Annotated in this window: 12 protein-coding genes; 2 read left to right on the forward strand and 10 right to left on the reverse strand. The window is 43.8% G+C overall.

Annotated features, from left to right (window positions below; all coding sequences use genetic code 11):
- Positions 1–224 precede the first annotated feature (224 nt).
- Complete coding sequence (locus MHB71_RS08750; RefSeq protein WP_076327486.1) at positions 225–605, forward strand: hypothetical protein; 381 nt, start codon at positions 225–227, stop codon at positions 603–605.
- A 737-nt stretch (positions 606–1,342) separates the two neighbouring features.
- Here MHB71_RS08750 and MHB71_RS08755 read toward each other — a convergent pair.
- From MHB71_RS08755 to MHB71_RS08780, 6 genes are all read right to left on the reverse strand, one after another.
- Entirely contained in the window at positions 1,343–2,305 is a 963-nt protein-coding gene (locus MHB71_RS08755) for an amidohydrolase family protein (protein ID WP_036615371.1), read from the reverse strand.
- Between the two features lie 16 nt (positions 2,306–2,321).
- Positions 2,322–3,815: an ABC transporter substrate-binding protein gene (locus MHB71_RS08760; RefSeq protein ID WP_340029328.1), complete on the reverse strand. Its 1,494-nt coding sequence runs from the start codon at positions 3,813–3,815 to the stop codon at positions 2,322–2,324.
- Between the two features lie 56 nt (positions 3,816–3,871).
- The gene (locus MHB71_RS08765; RefSeq protein WP_339193470.1) at positions 3,872–4,753 is read right to left on the reverse strand and encodes a carbohydrate ABC transporter permease; all 882 of its coding nucleotides are present in this window, start codon (positions 4,751–4,753) and stop codon (positions 3,872–3,874) included.
- A gap of 17 nt (positions 4,754–4,770) precedes the next feature.
- Positions 4,771–5,703 (reverse strand): ABC transporter permease subunit, encoded by a 933-nt coding sequence (locus MHB71_RS08770; protein WP_036615375.1) that lies wholly within the window; start codon positions 5,701–5,703, stop codon positions 4,771–4,773.
- Between the two features lie 333 nt (positions 5,704–6,036).
- Positions 6,037–7,257, reverse strand: a complete 1,221-nt coding sequence (locus MHB71_RS08775) for an amidohydrolase family protein (protein ID WP_036615378.1) — start codon at positions 7,255–7,257, stop codon at positions 6,037–6,039.
- Positions 7,258–7,280: 23 nt separating this feature from the next.
- A complete protein-coding gene (locus MHB71_RS08780; RefSeq protein WP_051447392.1) occupies positions 7,281–8,540 on the reverse strand; it encodes an amidohydrolase family protein in 1,260 nt (419 codons plus the stop codon).
- Positions 8,541–8,742: 202 nt separating this feature from the next.
- Here MHB71_RS08780 and MHB71_RS08785 point away from each other — a divergent pair, with 202 nt between their 5' ends.
- Positions 8,743–10,404, forward strand: a complete 1,662-nt coding sequence (locus MHB71_RS08785) for a PucR family transcriptional regulator ligand-binding domain-containing protein (protein WP_339193465.1) — start codon at positions 8,743–8,745, stop codon at positions 10,402–10,404.
- A 106-nt stretch (positions 10,405–10,510) separates the two neighbouring features.
- On the opposite strand, the gene MHB71_RS08790 is transcribed toward MHB71_RS08785, so the two are convergent.
- From MHB71_RS08790 to MHB71_RS08805, 4 genes are all read right to left on the reverse strand, one after another.
- Entirely contained in the window at positions 10,511–14,314 is a 3,804-nt protein-coding gene (locus MHB71_RS08790; RefSeq protein ID WP_340029329.1) for a GH32 C-terminal domain-containing protein, read from the reverse strand.
- Between the two features lie 126 nt (positions 14,315–14,440).
- Positions 14,441–16,033 carry a glycoside hydrolase family 32 protein gene (locus tag MHB71_RS08795; protein ID WP_340029330.1) on the reverse strand — a complete coding sequence of 531 codons (1,593 nt, stop codon included), beginning with the start codon at positions 16,031–16,033 and terminating at the stop codon, positions 14,441–14,443.
- A gap of 395 nt (positions 16,034–16,428) precedes the next feature.
- A complete protein-coding gene (locus MHB71_RS08800; RefSeq protein WP_200868520.1) occupies positions 16,429–16,575 on the reverse strand; it encodes a hypothetical protein in 147 nt (48 codons plus the stop codon).
- 226 nt (positions 16,576–16,801) lie between these two features.
- Positions 16,802–17,683 carry a LysR family transcriptional regulator gene (locus tag MHB71_RS08805; protein ID WP_036615383.1) on the reverse strand — a complete coding sequence of 294 codons (882 nt, stop codon included), beginning with the start codon at positions 17,681–17,683 and terminating at the stop codon, positions 16,802–16,804.
- Positions 17,684–17,790: the final 107 nt, after the last annotated feature.

Genomic DNA, 17,790 nt, shown 5'->3' on the forward strand with positions numbered 1-17,790 from the left:
AATTTTCCGTGGTTACATAAGAATCTAAATAACCTAAAAATGGTTTACAATTACGACATTAAATGTTACATTAATTTGAAATTGAGTAATTTAATAGATTCGACTGGGGTTAAGGATCTGGGGATTACGAAACTGAGGCAGTGTTTGCCGTTTGACAGTCTGGTAAGTATGAATATGACGGTGGTTCTAAAACACCATTCATTCAACATTAGGAGGATATTCTAATGAAAACAAAATCACTAAAATTAATTACAGTTGGTGTGACTTGTGCTTTAGGGATTGGAATAGGAGTTTATGGCTGGGGAGCTGCATCTGCCGATACTAGTCCCTCTAAAGATCAAATGGAAATAAAAATCAATGATAACGGTCAAACATATGGTTCATTTATTTATCATGATGAAACAGAATTAGATCTAGTTAAGGCTTTTGGTGTAGACGGAACTGAAGGTTACATCAAGACTTCAGATATGAATCAAGATTTGCCACAAACTCCCGAAGAAGCAATTCAGAGTATGAATGAACCAAAATTCGATAAGTATATAAACTTGTACGATAGCAACGAGAATATTATCGGAAAATTTCTACTCACTAGTTCAGATGATTAACACTAAACTATACTACTCCCCCAAAAAAAGGCTCTCCATGATGATTGAGGGCACTTTAAAATGCCAACATTTATAAACAGGATACCCACCTCATTTCTGAGAAGGGTTATTCTGTTTTCTTTGCTCCTTGATCGGCTTCCTCGTTATCTACCGCAAAACCCGATTTTTTTAATTTGCTCAAGCTCTTTAATAAAAGGAATCATCATTCAAGACACCGATAAAGATGGTTTCGCCAGTTAATGTCTTCAACTCGTCAGCAACTCGAAGAATACCTAGATTAAAATTAAAGTTTAAACTATGATCTTGAAGCTTACTCATTAAAACACTACAATGTCTTTGATTTCAATTGGCATGGCGCTACCATCCCCTCAATTACTTTCAATGAATCTCCCACTTAATCGGTTAATTTGACGATCACACTATGCATATCTTCTACAAAGTAATGGTGCGATCTATCTTCTCTGCAACTCCTTCGGGATGATCTCTATTACGTCAAAGCAACGTTGCATATAACTTTTGTTCATTACATACGCCCTCTGTTTAACCACCTTTCGTTTAATCTTAAAATGTCTCATACTACTTGAAAAGTAGGCACCTTTTTATTAAATAGGAACCAGAATGTAACTAATGGGTGTTAACAACAAAACAACCGTTTCAAGAACGATTGTTTTGTTGTTACATTGTCATGACAGATTAAACTATTGTTTTGTAATGTTGAGTTATCGGTTCCTAACACTTTAAATTAACTTTTTCTCTATATCAAAAAGCTTAGAAATGCGGGGAAATAGACGAAAGGCATTGCCATAAGCGATCGCTTTCGCGTTTTCTTCGCTGATCTGCTGTGCTTCATGGAATACCGACTCCCGTTGTATCCGAAGGACGCTGTCCGCTGGCCAAGGTATGTCCGCTCCGAACAGAATCCGATCAGGCGCAATCAACTTTTGGATCGTGCCGAGGTTCAACGTGGAATCATAATAAAGGTGGTCCAGTTTGGCTATTTCAGCTTGAAATTGTTCCGGTGTTGTTTCAACCTGAATCGAATCTTGTCCGATAGCGGCAAGCGCAATTCTCCATTTGATATACGGAACCATGCCCCCTGTATGGGGAAGAATGAACGTAATGGATGGATATTGGTCGAAAATGCGATGAACAGCCATCGTAGTGACAGCCCGCGTTGTATCGAAGGTGCCCTCAAGCAATGCAGGACTAAGCCCAGCGATTTTTTGTGGTATAAGGATGGGATGTAGAAACACAACAGCACTGCGTCGATCCAATTCGGTTAACAATTCGGTGTAATCCGGATGGCTTAAATATTTACCCTGATAACTTGTCAGCATTGCAACACCATCCATCCCAAGAACATCAAGTGCATACAAGGTTTCTTCCATGGCTGCTGCGGGATCGGGGAGTGGAAGCGTTGCAAATGCACCATACCGCTCAGGATGAAGTTGAGCATACGATGCGAGCTCTTCATTCATTTTACGTGCCAATGCGTTGGCAGAAGATTGGTCGATGAACGTCAGGTCTGACGGGGCTGAAAGGAATGAAAACGAGATGTCACATACATCCATTTTTTGCATCCCGATCTCGGGCGTCCACTTCGGCATAAAACTTGGAATCTCCATTCCCAGCTCCCGCTGCTTTCGTTGCATTTCTTTAGAGATGATATGGTGGTGAACATCAATGACAGGATTAAACATGCGTGATCAGCTCCTTCTATTTATTTTCAAGCCACTGGTTTAACTGGTTTTGCTTTTCCGTCAATATTTTCTCTACGCCTGCATTCTTTAGTTTGTCGAGATAAGCACCCAGTTCTGACGGGTCAAAAGTTCCTGTCTGAAAGCCTGCATCATACTGGTTTTGGACGTTGGCCACCGAGGTAATTTGTGTTTTGACCGGATTGATGTCGAAGCTGAAACCCATCGCCCTTGATTTTACGGCACTCTCATTTTCGCCCCTCAAGTGCTCCCACATGTCAGGATCGTTCCCTTCCCATATATAGGACAGGAAATTGTTCCCCACGGCATATTGGTTTGAATCGTATCCTGTTGCAGTAACGCCATCCGGCTTGCCGATTAGGTCATTATCCCGTTTAACATAATGCTTGCCTTCGATCCCATTCGTAAACAGATTAATGACTGCTTCGTCCGAGTAAAACAGTTCCAATACTTGAATCGCCTTATCCGGCTGCTCACTGTTCCTTGCCAAAGACATCATGTTGGAAGCTACGCTATTTCGTGTCATATACGAATCCTCAAGGGGGACGCATACAAGTTCAGTCCCAGCCGCAAGTGATTCCGAGTAACATTCATTGATATTCCGGATATACGAGAAGGCTTTGCCTGCCTTGATCAGATTGGAGCCCGTTTCCTGTGACGTTGCGACATCTTTGCTGAAATAACCTTTTTGATACCAATCACGCATCAGGTCAGCCATTGTGGAGAACCGCGAAGTCGCAAAAAGGTTCTGCAAGGTGAAGTCCTCCCCGCCAAAATCCAGTACGCCAGGTACTGTTCCCAATGGATCAAAATTCAGCATGGCTTGTCCGGGTGTTTCCTGTGAGTTATAGCTGACAATCGGCGTGACACCAGGCTCCTTGTCCTTGATAAGCTGCAATACAGCAGAGATATCATTCCAGGTTTTTATGGCGCTAAGGTCAATAGCATGTTTATCAGCAAGCTCTTTGTCCATCACAAAACTGGGGGAAAGTGCCCAAGCTTTAATGCTGGGAACGCCATATGTTTCGCCATTCATCTTCCCGGCTTCTGCGGCTTCCTCCGGAACAGCCTCCAGTATCTTTTTACCAAATTCATTCAACGATTCGTCCATGGGCAGTAACTGTCCCCTGCCGATTTGGGATTCAAGGCCGAACCAAACGCTGGTATACACCAGATCCAGTTTCTCGCTGCCCGCCAGCATCAAGTTCATTTGATTGGCATAGTTCGATCCATTAACAGGTAAAAGCTTCACGGTGGCGCCTACCTTTTCCGCTGTAATATCAGTGATGGCTTCCTGAATTTCCTTAACATCTGTTACATCCCCAAAAGCTGGATACGTCATGACCACTTCATACATGTCTGTTGCTGAAGCTTTTCCAAGTTCTGCCCCCTCCTTACTGTCTGGGTTTCCGCATGCCGTCAACAATAGAGGGGCCGCACAAATTAAGGACATTACCTTTATGAAACCCACAGGCAATCTTTTTCTGAACATCTTCATTCACTCCCCATGTTTGCTTTTGGATAAGACATCTTGGATACGAAGCATAACTAACCTTTTACGGCACCAATAGTCAATCCCTTGACGAAGAACTTCTGGAAAAACGGATACGCTGCGATCAGCGGCAACACGCCGATTACGGCAATAGCCATTCTCACACTGCCGAGAGGTACGGATGAGACAACTGCTGTCTGACCAGACAAACTGCTTTGCTGCAAGTACTGGACATCAGACAACATTCGATTAAGCAGGTTTTGAATGCTGTAGAGGCTTCCGTCATTGATGAAGATCAGACCGTTAAACCAATCGTTCCAATACGAGATCATGAGCATCAGACCAATGGTTGCCAGGCTTGGGAGAGCAAGCGGGAGAACGATTTTGCAATAAATAACCCATTCGTTGGCTCCATCCACATAGGCTGACTCCACGACTTCGCCGGGAATTGATGTGGAAAAGAAACTGCGCATCAACAAAATGTAGAACCCGTTGGTCAGTAAATTCGGGATGATTAGCGACCAGATGGTATCTTTCAAATGGAAGAGATCCGTATAAACCAGGTACATCGGCACCAGCCCCCCATTGAAAAGCAGGGTGAAAAATACGAAGAATGACAGGAACGAACGAAATGGAAGCACATTTCTGGATAGCGGATAAGCGACCAGGGTTGTGATCAACAATCCAACGATCGTGCCCACGACCGTGATGAACGTCGTAATTCCATACGACCGCAGAATCAACGAATACTGATTAAACAGATACACATAAGCATCGAAGCTGAATTGAGCCGGGAACAAACGATAACCATCCCTGATAATGGCTTGTTCCTCGGTTAGGGAAGCGGATATCAGAAGTATAAACGGAAACACTGCAGCGATTCCCATCATGATGAGCACGAGGTGAACAGCCATTTGATATATCCTATTTGAATACATGTTGTTCTCCCCCTTAGCTAAAACAGCGCCAAATCCCGGTTTTTGCGACGAACGATCGCATTGGTCGTTAATACTAACAGAAAACCGACAATGGACTGGTACAGTCCGGCAGCGGATGACATTCCGAAATCCCCAAAAGTCATCAATCCACGATAAACGTATGTGTCAATGACATCGGTAGTCGTTTGCAGTGCACCCGAATTCAGCGGAACCTGATAGAACAATCCGAAATCGGAATTGAAGATGCGTCCCACTGCAAGAAGCACCATAATGACCATCGTGGGTTTAAGCAGAGGAAGGGTAATGCTCCAGACTTGCCTCCACTTGGATGCTCCGTCCAGCGTAGCGGATTCATAATATTCTTGGCTGATGCCTACGATTGAGGCAAGATAAACAATGCATGTATAACCAACGTTTTTCCATAGATATACGACACTTAATATAAAGGGCCACTTACCGGAATCCGCATACCACGACACGGGGTCTATCCCCAGTAAAGGAAGCACGTAATGGTTGACGAATCCGTTTTCCTCGTTGAGCAATGCCAGAACCAAGTAAGCGACAATGACCATCGAGATCAGATAGGGCAGCAAAATGATGCTTTGATACAGTCGGGAGGCAAATCGCTTTTTTACCTCGTTCAACAATACGGCCACAGCTATAGAGAGCACTGTTCCAAGCACGATAAATGCGCCGTTGTAAAGTAACGTGTTTCGGGTAATCACCCAAGCATCCTGCGTTTGGAACAGATAGGCGAAATTATCGAAGCCTACCCAGTCACTTCCCCAGATTCCTTTTGCAAAATTGATATCTTTGAACGCAATCACAATGCCGAACATGGGCAAGTAATTGTTGATGAACAGATAGACGATGCCTGGCAAAATCATGACCAATAACAGCCCATGCTTTCTGATGTTTTGGATGCGGTTTGCATGGAAACCTCGACGCATGTCTCTCTCCCCCTGTTCGTAACAATGATGTTTGGTTTGTGTAACTCCTCCAACATCCCTCCTATTCTATGAATGTCAGTTTATGTGACTCAAAATTGTTCTTATATGAATAATACGATGTAAGTAAGCCTCAGTCATTGGTGTGATTCACTAAAAAAAATGATTTAATTTGGATTATTACACCAAAAGAAAAGCCTGTCTAAATTTTAATGTTATGTATTATCACATTCACTGCATTAAGCAACGTATTATAAGCCCTGTGATCAGCCTTTTCATGTCAAAAAGCAACGCACCTGAAAAAGGATGCGCTGCTTCATGTATAATTAAAGATTGTTACGAATGGATGGCTGCCATCTGTCTGCTGTTGGGAAACATTCGACCACCAACAAGCACACCACCCGAAAATACAGCTTCGCGTGGAGGTGCTGCAGCCAACGCATGCATCGCATTTATGGCATTTACCAACGAGAAAGTGCCTTGTTCACCCACTTTTGGAGTTAATGGCGCATTGGAAATAAGCTTGTACGTTTCTAGCAACCAGAAGTCCTCCACCCAACCGGATGCTTCAGCGAGACGTGACCCACGGGAGAGCATATCGCCATTTCCGAATGGACTCCACGAATCCAAAATGTTATCGGAACCGATATGAACGGACACTCCCGTTTCCATCAACAGTTTGATGGGGGGCATAGGCCTGTCAATGGGCACACTCGTCATGATGGCTACGCCGGTCGCACACAACCTTTCCGCGAGTGAGCGCACCTCTGTTTCCCCAACCTGGCCCAAACAATAGGCATGGCTTACCGCGGTACGGCCGGGTATACCGGCTTGTTCTGTCAGTTCGGCGAAGCTCCTGATCGTGTATATTCCGAGATGACTCGGGTCATGCAGATGCAAGTCGATGCCAGCAGAGAATTCTGTCGCAAGTTCAAACATGGCTTCCAGACTGGCATCCACTCGGCGGTCCAATCCGGCCGGATCCACACCACCAACATAGTTGGCTCCAGCACGAAGCGCTTGCCGCATGACGGAAACGGAGTCGGATCGAAGCAGGCCTTGCTGGGGAAATGCCACAATTTCCATATCGATGCGTCCTTGGTACATCTCGCGCACTTCCAAGACCTCCTCAAGATGAGAGAGACCAATTTGCGGATCCACGTCAACGTGTGTGCGGATTGCCGTTGTACCTTGGGCTAACATTAAATCCAACATTCGTTTCGCACGTTCTCCCGCTCCGGTCGGTAGTTCTCCCAACATACTTTTCTCAAATTCCAACTGGCCGGGCAGCGTGACAAACGGCTGCAAAGACTTCCACGGCTCCCCAATAAAATGCTTGTCCAGATGGGTATGCATATCTGTCATTGGCGGTACATAGTGCAGCCCATCCGCGTCAATGACGGTTGTCGCCCTACCGGCAATATTTACAGATGTGAGATCCGCATCCGTTCCGGCAGTCTCAATGCTGACAATAAGTCCAGTTGCTTGATCAATCGTTAGATCAAACAGGTTTTCCGACCATTTGACATTTTTCACGAGTGTTAAGCCTTTCTCCATAACTCCATCCCCTTACTTCATAATTAGATTGTTTCCATCCCATCCGACAACCACGGTAATTCCAAAAGTTTTGAGTCAGTACAAGCTACCTGTAATCCCGATTTCCAAACCGTGCGGGCCTCCGGTTTATTAAGCAGCACTTCCCTCTCCGACCGCTCTCGGAACAATACCATATCAGCCGGAGCGCCAACCTTAACGCCATAATTATCAATGCCTAACGCCTGTGCTGCGTTATGAGTCAGCATGTTGGTCAAGATGAGCGCATCCCGTTTGCCGCCCATGTAAGAAGTAATCGCCAATAGCCAGGCAACCTCAATCGGGTCTGTTTTGCCAAACGGCGTGAATGGGTTGCGCACATTATTGACGCCAATTGCCACATTCACTCCACAATCCTGGAGCAGTTTCACAGGAGTCAGACCTCTATGATAACCTTCTGGACCTTCTCTTCCATTCAAAAAGAGGTCCGTCATCGGCAGCGTAATGACGCTGATTCCGGCAAGACACAGAAGCTCCCCGATAGCCGAAGCTTCGTGTTCAGGGAGGGAACCGAGCGAGGTTACATGTCCGGCGGCTACATGCCCCTGCATGCCTGCAGCAATGGTCCTTTTTGCAATTTCCACAACGGCACGGTCGTTGAAATCGACCGAGAAATCCGCGTGAAAATCCAACGGTTTTCCGTACTTCCCTGCCAGACCAAATGCAAAATCCAAGTGCTCCCCCAGGTCTGCATCCTGATAAGTGATTCCTCCAATCACATCGGCTCCCATACGAACGGCCTCTTCCATCAGCTCAACAGTCCCCGGACTCTTGAACACCCCTTCTTGCGGAAAGGCAACTACCTGTAAATCCAGTTGATGTTTTAAGGATTGTTTGAGACGAAGAGCAGATTCGACAGCTCTGAGTCCAAGAACCGGATCGACCTCTGCTTGGCAACGCATATGGGTTACACCATTCCTGACGGCTTCCCGAATGACAACCAGCGAGCGACGATACATGTCCTCCCTTGTGAACGAACTTTTCAGTTTGGATGTTATCTGAATCGCGTCCTGGAGAGACTCCGCCTCCCGATCCATGGAATCCAGCAAATATGCTTTTTCCAAATGAATATGCGGCTCGACGAATCCGGGTAGCAATAAGCCCCCTTTGCCTTGCACTACACGAGAAGCTTCGGTTTTCCTTTCCCCGCATGGCGTGACAAATGCAATCTTGCCTGAGGATATCCCGACATCCATTCGCCTTTCATCCCCGGAAATCACCGTATCTGTGATAAGTAGATCAATCATTACATCCTCCGTTCATGTACGCTTTTATTACACGCAAGAAACACTTTAAGCATAATTCACTCCTTCTGAGAAATCATTGGATGAAAAGGATAAAAATAATTAGCAATATTGGATGATCAAACCAAAGATATTTACTCCACATGATCGTAGTGTTATATTACTTAACAATAAAATAACTTGTTCCAGAAAGGGATGGGTCGATGTGCTGCTGACAGATTTGCTGAAAAACGGCATTTACGATGATGCTAGAGTGATTACGGGGCATAAGGGGCTAGTACGTGAGGTTCAAACGGTCAACATTATGGACTGTCCGGATATCATTCGCTTTCTAAGGCCGAACGAGCTCTTGCTGACCAACGGCTTTTTCATGAAGCAGCAACCAGAGATGTTTATTCAACTAATCAGGGACATGCAGCGTCTTCAGTGCTCGGGGTTGGCCATCAAAACCAAGCGCTTTGAACTACCAATCCCTGATGAAATACTTTGGGAAGCGGATCAGAACGAATTTCCCATCATCGAAATTTCCGATGTCCGTCTATCCCTTGGCGAAATTTTGCAGCGATCGACCAGTGTGATTCTGAATAACAAGAGTGACGAACTGCAATATGCACTCAGCATCCACAAAAAATTCTCCGAGATGATCATGCGCGGCAAAGGAATTTCCAGCATTATCGATTCTCTGTCCAAACTGTTCTCATCCCCAGTCGTTCTATTAAACTACAAATGGCAAACTATCTCTGCTTCCAGCCAGAATACAAGTGTTGCTGAACTCACTGCAGCCGCTGTAAATACACTTCAAGACTTGTCCGATATTTCTAGTCCCACTTCGTTGTGCTTCATCAACCCATCAGTCCGAGAGCGTTGCTGCATGCTGGTATATCCAGTAAAAACTTACCGCCACGAAGGCTATTTGTTATCATTTCATTCACCGGATCAATGGACTGGGCTTTTCGGTCTGACGCTTGAGCAGGCCTCCAACGTCATTGGAATGGAGTTGACTAAATCACAGGCTGTCAAAGAGCGCTCCCGCAGGCACAAAAACGAATTTTTCTCCGATCTGATTGAGGGATATATCACGTCTGAGCAGGAGGCGCTGAACCGCGGCAAGAGATGTGGGCTTATCAAGGAGCGTGCAAGCGTCTTGCTGACCATGCGTAATGACGAGGTGCATCACATGCATCAAAGATTTCCTAATTACGAAGGTTCGGCGCCTCCGAAAGGAGATAATATCACGGAGCAAGAGGAGCAGTACGAGCACATCAAACGTGTTTTTGGTGGGTTAGATCATTCCTTCGTCATGTTTACCAAACATGATACCTACTGTCTTCTTCTATCTATCCCTGAGTCGGGGTGGGATGAGGCAAAAATCACCGAGCAGTTGTCAGGAATGCTTAAAGAGCTGCATGTTGAGACAGGACTGAGTCTGTCTATCGGCATTGGCAAACCTGCAACAAATGTACTCGGCGTTCGTCATTCTTATACAGAAGCGATTAATGCATTGCAATTCGGCTACTGGCTAAAACGAAAGCAATTCGTCCAATCTTACCAAGCCAAGGACATCGGATATTTATTCCACATGCTTCCCCACAACGAACTGAAACAATTTTACGACGCGACCTTAAACGGACTGCTGCAGATTGCAGACGAACATGAAAAAAAAGAGTTGCTGCGCACCTTAAACGCTTTTTACGATACACAATGCCAGCTTGTCGAAACATCCAAGCAACTTTTCGTTCATCGAAATACGGTGGTGTATCGACTGGAAAAGTGTGAAAAAATCCTGGGTGTGAAACTCAAAGATCCAACTGAAAGCTTACGAATCCGCATAGCGCTAGCCATCGAACCTCTGCTAGGACAAGATTAAAAGAAAAAAGCCGCTATAATAGCGACTTGAATTGAACATGTTCCTGTCCCACGACACTTCTTTATTGGAATATCTATTAGTTACGCCATTATGGAATAAACTTTGATTATTTTGCTAATATCCACTTTTGTCGATCAAGTGATGGATTCAGTTCACTTAAGAAGAGTTCGGTCCCATCTTCCGATACCTCTAATGCTTTTTGATGATGAGCTGAAGTAATATGAACTGATCCGTCTTTGTTCTCGTGAAGGACCCAACGCTGGTTGTTGTACCCTAAGTAATGATACAGCTGAAGTTTGTTTTGCCCTATATCCAGATCAAGCGTCTGACCGGCCGTAGTACGAATCGAATACGAACCTTCTTCGTCACCTGTCGGAACAAATACCCACTTCTGGACGGAAGCTGCACTTGTATCTTGCAAGGTAACCGGCTCCCCGTTGACAAGGTTCACGGTATAAATGGATTTTTGTGTTGCGGCATTTATAAGACTGGACTTGGTGATGTTTGCAGGTTCACCGTTGCTCACATTGACGTTCTGATAAGATGCGGAGCCGCCAAATACATTCAGTCCAAAGTGGCCTTCTGCAAAAGTACCATCCATGATATCTATCACTTTTTGACTGTCCACGTGAACGACAATATGCGGACCATGCGCTTCTATTTTCACCTTATACGTATGACCTGGCTGAATGAACGTTGGTACTTTTGCAAGAACCTGACGTTCTTCAAATCCTCCATTGATTTTATAGAAAAGACGAATGGCCTTCATGTTAGGGTCTAGATTCAGATAATAACCACTGCGACCATCTTCGCTAGCCCTGAACAAAATAGAACCTGCCCCTCCTGTTTCACCGAGCATCATGTCTGCTTCATACGTAAAGTTCCCAGCCTTCTCTTTGGCAATATAATTCGCATCGCTAAAATACTTACCACGAATCCCATGTTCACTAACTAACCATGAAGCAGCAGACAGATCTTTAGTCCATCCACTCAGGTTTGTCCGGAACTCGCCACCTGAGACTTTAATGAGCACACTACTGGAAGCTTTACCATTCGGAGTAGATACAGTGACTGTGGACTCCCCTTCTTTTTTTGCCTTAATAACTGCATGTGAATTGTCTACCAAGTCTATGGCTATTACGTCGTTATTACTGGAACTCCACTTCAGCGGTTGAACGCCTAGACATGGGCCATACTCGACCATCGCCTGCAGTGTATCCGACTCGCCTACCCCCAGTTCCCGAACCCTCGTATCCATCTTTATTTGAGCTTTTGAAGGAATGTCCTCATTCCAGACAGATTGAAGTTGATGCACTTTCAAGGAAACAACGTTCACATTCCCACCTTTCACGTAAAAACTCATCGCTCTACTAGCAGGATCCGGAAATATTACATCTGAAAAGACGACTTTGCCGTTGTTACCAAAGGCTTCAACAGAAGATTCATCCACAAGAATACGCATCTTGATCCGATTATTCTCCATTTGCGTAGGCGCTTCATGTTTCTTACTAAATAGGTTAGAAAAATCCGTTTCACCGGATGCAGTTCGGTCCACAAACATATTACTATCGCTTGCCTTATAACCCACGACCGTCTTCTGATTTGCACCCTCACGAATGTTAAAGCCAAACTCGGTCGCTGTGCTGGTTTCAGGGATTTCAATTTCAGCTTCAATTTCGTAAGCACCTGAAATAATACCTTTTAGCAGATTCCCGGAAGAAGGACTCACCGACTTGTTAGAAGCAGAGTACAAAGGTTTACGCAGTGATTCCAATTCTTTGATTGGACTTTGCGTCATCCGAATTCCATCTTTGGTTGTTACCAATGATACTTCTCTCGGAATGGTTAGTTCACCTTTCCAATTGGACGTTGGGAAAGCGAACGGATAGTCCCAATTCGTCATCCACGCCATCATCACTGTGCGATGATCAGGCATGTTAGCGAAAGACATCGAAGCGTAAAACTCTTTACCAAAATCTGTTCTTAGTACCTTACCCGCCGGATTATCGTTCACGAATTTACCATCAGCTGTTAAATGACCGATAAAATACTCGGCATCTGATCCGCCTGTTTTGGGATTCGCTCCTGTACTGATCATCATAACCCACTTCTTCTGTGACGTTCCGTCTACCGGAAGCTGGAACAAATCAGGGCATTCCCATACGCCTCCGCGGACGTAATCCCCATATCCCCAATTATCTGTCAATGTCCAGTCAAGTAAGTTCGTTGACGTGTAGAAACGAATATGATCTCCTCCGGACACAACCATAACCCAGCGGTTATTCTCATCATCACGGATCACTTTCGGATCGCGGAAATCCCAATTCCCAGCTTCATTTCCGCTCTTACCCGGGTTCTCGATCACAATCGGGCGTTCCTTCGAATACTCCCAAGTACGACCTTGGTCTTTACTGTATGCCAGACCTATACGCTGGTTCCCATTCGGGCTATCTGGGTTAAAGGAAGTATAATATGCAATAAGGCCCTTGCCTCCTGAATCTCCGAATAAACCAGATGCATTTGTCATATCCGCAATAGCCGACCCAGACCAGACATGTCCGTGATCATTCCAGGGAAGTGCAATCGGAAGCCGTTTCCAGTTCAGCATATCTTTACTTACCGCATGCGCCCATGTTCCTCCATCCTGATGGAAGAGATGATATTCTCCTTCGAAGTAGACAAGTCCATTCGGATCACTCGCTGAACCACGTATTGGCGTGTAATGATATTGTGGACGATATATCTCATTGTAATATTGGCTCAGTTCCGTTACATAAGTATCCTGAAAGTAAGCCGTCCCCTTTTTTACGACGATTCCGGTACTTCCACTCCTGTAGGTTGAATCTTTCACGTCAATCGCGGCCGTAGTGTATCCGTCCAGGAAGACCTGAATTCGATCTCCCTTTGCCTTGATTTCCACATGATGTTTGGCTCCCATCTGACTCGGATAAGTACGTTGCGAACTTGCAATTACTGTTCCTTTTGTATTCGTCAAACTTACACGGACCTGATCTCCTTCCTTCGTAAGAGTAGCTTCATATCCTTCAGCTCCATCGGTTGAAGATCGAAATGCGAGAGCTGCAATAGAATCAGGACGAAGGGTAATATTCCCTTCATAGACCATATCAGTCGCCTCTTTGTTATAGATTTGCTGTGCTATGCTCCCCTGTTCTACCGTCCCTCTTTTGCCGTTGATATCAGGTTGCCATTTTCCCTTGCTAGAAATCACCGGCCCCAAATTACCTTTCAGATCACTCACCACGATGTTCGAAAACAAGGCGGATCCATCCCATACATGGAGTCCAAGCTTTCCGCTTTGATACGAAATGTCCTGAACATCAATTAATGGTTTATATTGATTGCCCCAATATACTTTTAGCGAGGAACCCACTGCCTTCACTTTGAGATGATAGATTTGCCCCATTTCAACAGAAACTTTACGCTCCTCCTTTAATTTCCCATCTCCATTTCTTGCATCTCTTAACCGAATCAGGCCTGCGTCCGGAACGATTTGCAGCATGTACGAGCTAAAGCCATCCTCATTAGATCGAAACAACAATGTTGCATCCGCCTTCGTATCCCTGATCATGACATCAGCTTCATAGATAAAATCATCGGACACTGTCTCTGAGATGGCCATTACATTTTCTTTAGGCTGTGAAGTTAGCAAGATTCCTTCTGAAGTATCCTCTAATCCTCCTTTTCCTTTCACTTGCCAGCCTATCAGATTGGTATTTGATTTGGATGCGCTTTCAAAAATATCAAGCTCCTCCTTTGCCTGTTTATTTGTTTCCTGATCTGCAAGTACAGCACTAGCCGCAATTGATTTAGATGTAAAAATCCCGTTTGAAGTCAGAGCTAATCCCGTTGCCATCAGAAGACATATTGCGAATTTAGATTTATCTTTCATTCCATACCCTCTTTTCTAATAGAATCGTAAGTCAGTTCAAATTTAATTGGTTTTGGACACCGAGTTCAGTTCGGCTGCCCAAAACCGCGCAGTAACCATAATGTCGAATCAAGCCATTGCTATATTCTAAACACTCTGATTTTCCCAAATGCTTACGAGATCATTGATTTGAAGCGACACGACCTTTAGTTCTCCGCAAATGGAATAAAGTTCCAGTCCTCTACTTCCAAAGTCGGGGAAAATCGTGTCTGAAATGATAGTTGTCCCATTGTTGCCAAAGATCTCTACACTTGACCAATCAACATAGATGCTCAACTGTATCCGTTTATGCTCTGGCTTCATGGGGGCCTTGTGTTTTGCAACAAAATCGGAATGGAAATCAACAGTGTTCGACTTCGTCCGATCGACAAACAACTCCTCATTCAAGACATTATATCCGATGACTGTCTCCTGGTTGGAAGAGGAAGACTTTCGCACCTTGAACCCAAATTCTATTGCATTACCGATTTCGAATTCCGCAATAATTTCCATCTTTGCAGCAGAAACAGCAGACAAAACGTTCATATCTGGATTAATCGTAATGTCTTGTAGAGACAAAATTGATCTTCTGAGTTGATTTAACTCAGTTATGGGTGCTTGAATTAAGTGAAGTCCTTCCGAATACGTCCTGAGCTGAATCTCTCGTGGGATGGACATATGGCCACGCCATTCTTTAGAAGGAAGAGTGGAAGCATAACGCCAATTATTCATCCAGCCGACCCAAATCTTTCGCCCATCCTCATTCGGTATACCATCCCAGGTCACGGCCGCGTAAAAGTCAGATCCGTAATCTATCCATTGGATTGTATCGAATGATTCCAATGTTTCATCTAGTGTAAAAACCTTACCATCAAAGTGACCTATAAAATACATCATGCCAGAACCGCCTGCGGGTGGTTCTGGATCGTTTGGATTTATGCCATTTCTATCTCCGACACTTAGTGTCAGAATCCATTTAGTGGTATTAGGGTCCTCATCCACTTGGAGTTTAAAAACATCAGGACATTCAAAAATTCCACGATGGATGCCCGGAATATCAGAACCGAAACCGCTTGCAAAAGACCAATCCTTAAGATTCGAAGATGTGTAAAATTCTACACGGTCGCTTACAGCAAGAACCATTATCCAGTTTGAAGATTCTTCATGCCAGAATACCTTTGGGTCTCGAAAGTCTAGCGTCTCCGTGGGGAATAAAACAGGGTTACCTTCATACTTTGTCCAGGTTCTACCTTTGTCCTTGCTGTAAGCGATGCTTTGAACCTGCGGTTTACCGGGTTGAGCGTTGTTACCATTATTCGTATAAATTGCAACCAATCCTGATCCTGCTTCGTTGAAGAATCCGCTTGTATTGTTCTTATCGACTACCGCACTTCCCGAAAAGATCGCTCCATCTTCTCCGGGCGAGATGGCTGGTGGAAGTTCATCCCAATGTACTAAATCATTACTTACTGCATGCCCCCAATGCATTCTGCCGAAGTCAGGCTGTGTATCATGGGGAGTATATTGGTAGAAAAGGTGATATTCTCCTTCGTAATAAACCATTCCGTTAGGATCGTTAATCCAATTTTCCTTAGGGGAATAATGTATTTGCGGTCTATATTCATTTTTATAAATAAAGTTTTCTGGACCTTTGCTGATATTATTTTCACCTGATAGATGTACTTTTTTAATTTTATTCACGCTCCCTTAAGGCTATTTAAAATCTAAAAAAGTAATTTGCATTCCTTATTAACAAAATAAGCCACTCGTTTTCATTTGTCAAAGTATTTTTGTTTAAATGAACATTATTATTTATGTATATATCTGTTTTAGTTTACATTTGCACATTTTATGATTGATTATAGAAAAAAACAATTTTTTATTTAAGTTGACTTAATCATTTTTTTATTGCTTTAAACCTAATGGTTTACAAATGTAAAAAAGGTTGCATCTAAACTTCTCTTTACTTGTTCAACAAAATATTCGTTAGTATTAAACCCAATTTTACCGATAAAACAAAAAAAGCCGCTAAAATAGCGACTTCAATAGGAATATGTTCATTTCCCGCGGCAGGTTAATTAATTAACGTCTTGCCTTCATTTAATAACTTCAACCTTTTTATCCCCTGCTGACTTCGCTACCTCTAACGTTGTGTTACCTTGGATAGTGACTATTAGGCCAGTAGCCAGCATAGAAACGATTAAAGCTGCACTGAGGGCTGTGGAAATTTTCTTCTTGACCATAACCATACCTCCGATATCTATTATGTTGTGATAAGCGGCTCAAAGAACTATGATGAGCCGAGTGTGACTGGTATTACAATATTTCACTTTTTTGTTTGTTATCTACCTGGTGGTTGTATTATAACGCACTGCCAATGATTGTAAAAGGATTTTTTCCTTGTGTTCAAATACAATAAAGTATGATTGTTTTCTCAGAATTTCTTTTCAAAACTAAAAAATTTGGCGGTCATTCTCCTTGATGTAAAGTATCCACATATTCAATAAACCTTTTCGCTGCTGGGGAAATATTATGATCATCTCTCCACTTTAATCCTATTTCCCAGTACCATCCTTCATCAATGATAGGGATCCAGACCAATTCATCTAACATCAACCCCAGCGTCTTAGGCAGTACTGATACACCTAGACCCGACTTTATAAAACCGGCTACAGTGATCAGGTCCTCCGCTTCATAAGCCGAAGCAAGAAAAAATCCGGTATGTCGGAACCGGGATATGATCGTTGCTTTTAATCCACAGTTGTTTTTCAATCCAATAAAAGGCTCGCCAGACAGCTCTGTCAAACTAAGAGCGCTACAATCTGCATAACGATGTTGGGAGGGAACAACAATGTATAAAGGAACATTTTTAATCGTCTTCCAGTGATGATTATCCAAAGTAGATTCCCTCGATGTAATCATAATATCCGAGAATCCTTGCTCCAGATGTTCATCAATATCTCCTAAGTTCCCTTGTGTCAATTCGAACCGAACTTTGGGATACTTCAATTGATAACTCCGAATTAGGCTAGGGATCAATTCAACACCGAGAATATTTAGATAAGACAACGTAATCACACCAGTATCCGGGTTGGACCACTCTTCGATTTCCTTTAGACCATTTTCAATATTATGTAGGGCCCTACCAATCCATTTAGAGAACATAGTACCGTTGCGGTTCAGCTTAATATTTCGTCCATTTCTCTCAAATAAAGGAGCTCCTATCTCGTTTTCAAGCTTGGCAATTGCATGACTTAACGCTGGCTGAGTAATACCGAGTTTTTTGGAGGCTAAGGTCATATGTTCAAGCTGTGCAACGGTCATAAAGTATTCCAATTGTGTAAGTTCCATTAAAACACCCCTCCATATATTAATAATATTCATCATTTCTATTATTATAATAAATTGGACGTTATGAAAGTAGCAAGTGTAGTATTAGTTCTAGCTCCTCTCGAACT

Origin of the sequence: Paenibacillus sp. FSL H7-0940, from assembly GCF_037979415.1 — a bacterium.
In the GTDB taxonomy this organism is placed as follows: domain Bacteria; phylum Bacillota; class Bacilli; order Paenibacillales; family Paenibacillaceae; genus Paenibacillus; species Paenibacillus amylolyticus.

Excerpts from the sequence above, each read along its gene's own strand:
- MHB71_RS08750 (WP_076327486.1), top strand. The coding sequence starts at position 225 with ATGAAAACAAAATCACTAAAATTAATTACAGTTGGTGTGACTTGTGCT.
- MHB71_RS08755 (WP_036615371.1), bottom strand. The coding sequence starts at position 2,305 with ATGTTTAATCCTGTCATTGATGTTCACCACCATATCATCTCTAAAGAA.
- MHB71_RS08760 (WP_340029328.1), bottom strand. The coding sequence starts at position 3,815 with ATGTTCAGAAAAAGATTGCCTGTGGGTTTCATAAAGGTAATGTCCTTA.
- MHB71_RS08765 (WP_339193470.1), bottom strand. The coding sequence starts at position 4,753 with ATGTATTCAAATAGGATATATCAAATGGCTGTTCACCTCGTGCTCATC.
- MHB71_RS08770 (WP_036615375.1), bottom strand. The coding sequence starts at position 5,703 with ATGCGTCGAGGTTTCCATGCAAACCGCATCCAAAACATCAGAAAGCAT.
- MHB71_RS08775 (WP_036615378.1), bottom strand. The coding sequence starts at position 7,257 with ATGGAGAAAGGCTTAACACTCGTGAAAAATGTCAAATGGTCGGAAAAC.
- MHB71_RS08780 (WP_051447392.1), bottom strand. The coding sequence starts at position 8,540 with ATGATTGATCTACTTATCACAGATACGGTGATTTCCGGGGATGAAAGG.
- MHB71_RS08790 (WP_340029329.1), bottom strand. The coding sequence starts at position 14,314 with ATGAAAGATAAATCTAAATTCGCAATATGTCTTCTGATGGCAACGGGA.
- MHB71_RS08800 (WP_200868520.1), bottom strand. The coding sequence starts at position 16,575 with ATGGTCAAGAAGAAAATTTCCACAGCCCTCAGTGCAGCTTTAATCGTT.
- MHB71_RS08805 (WP_036615383.1), bottom strand. The coding sequence starts at position 17,683 with ATGGAACTTACACAATTGGAATACTTTATGACCGTTGCACAGCTTGAA.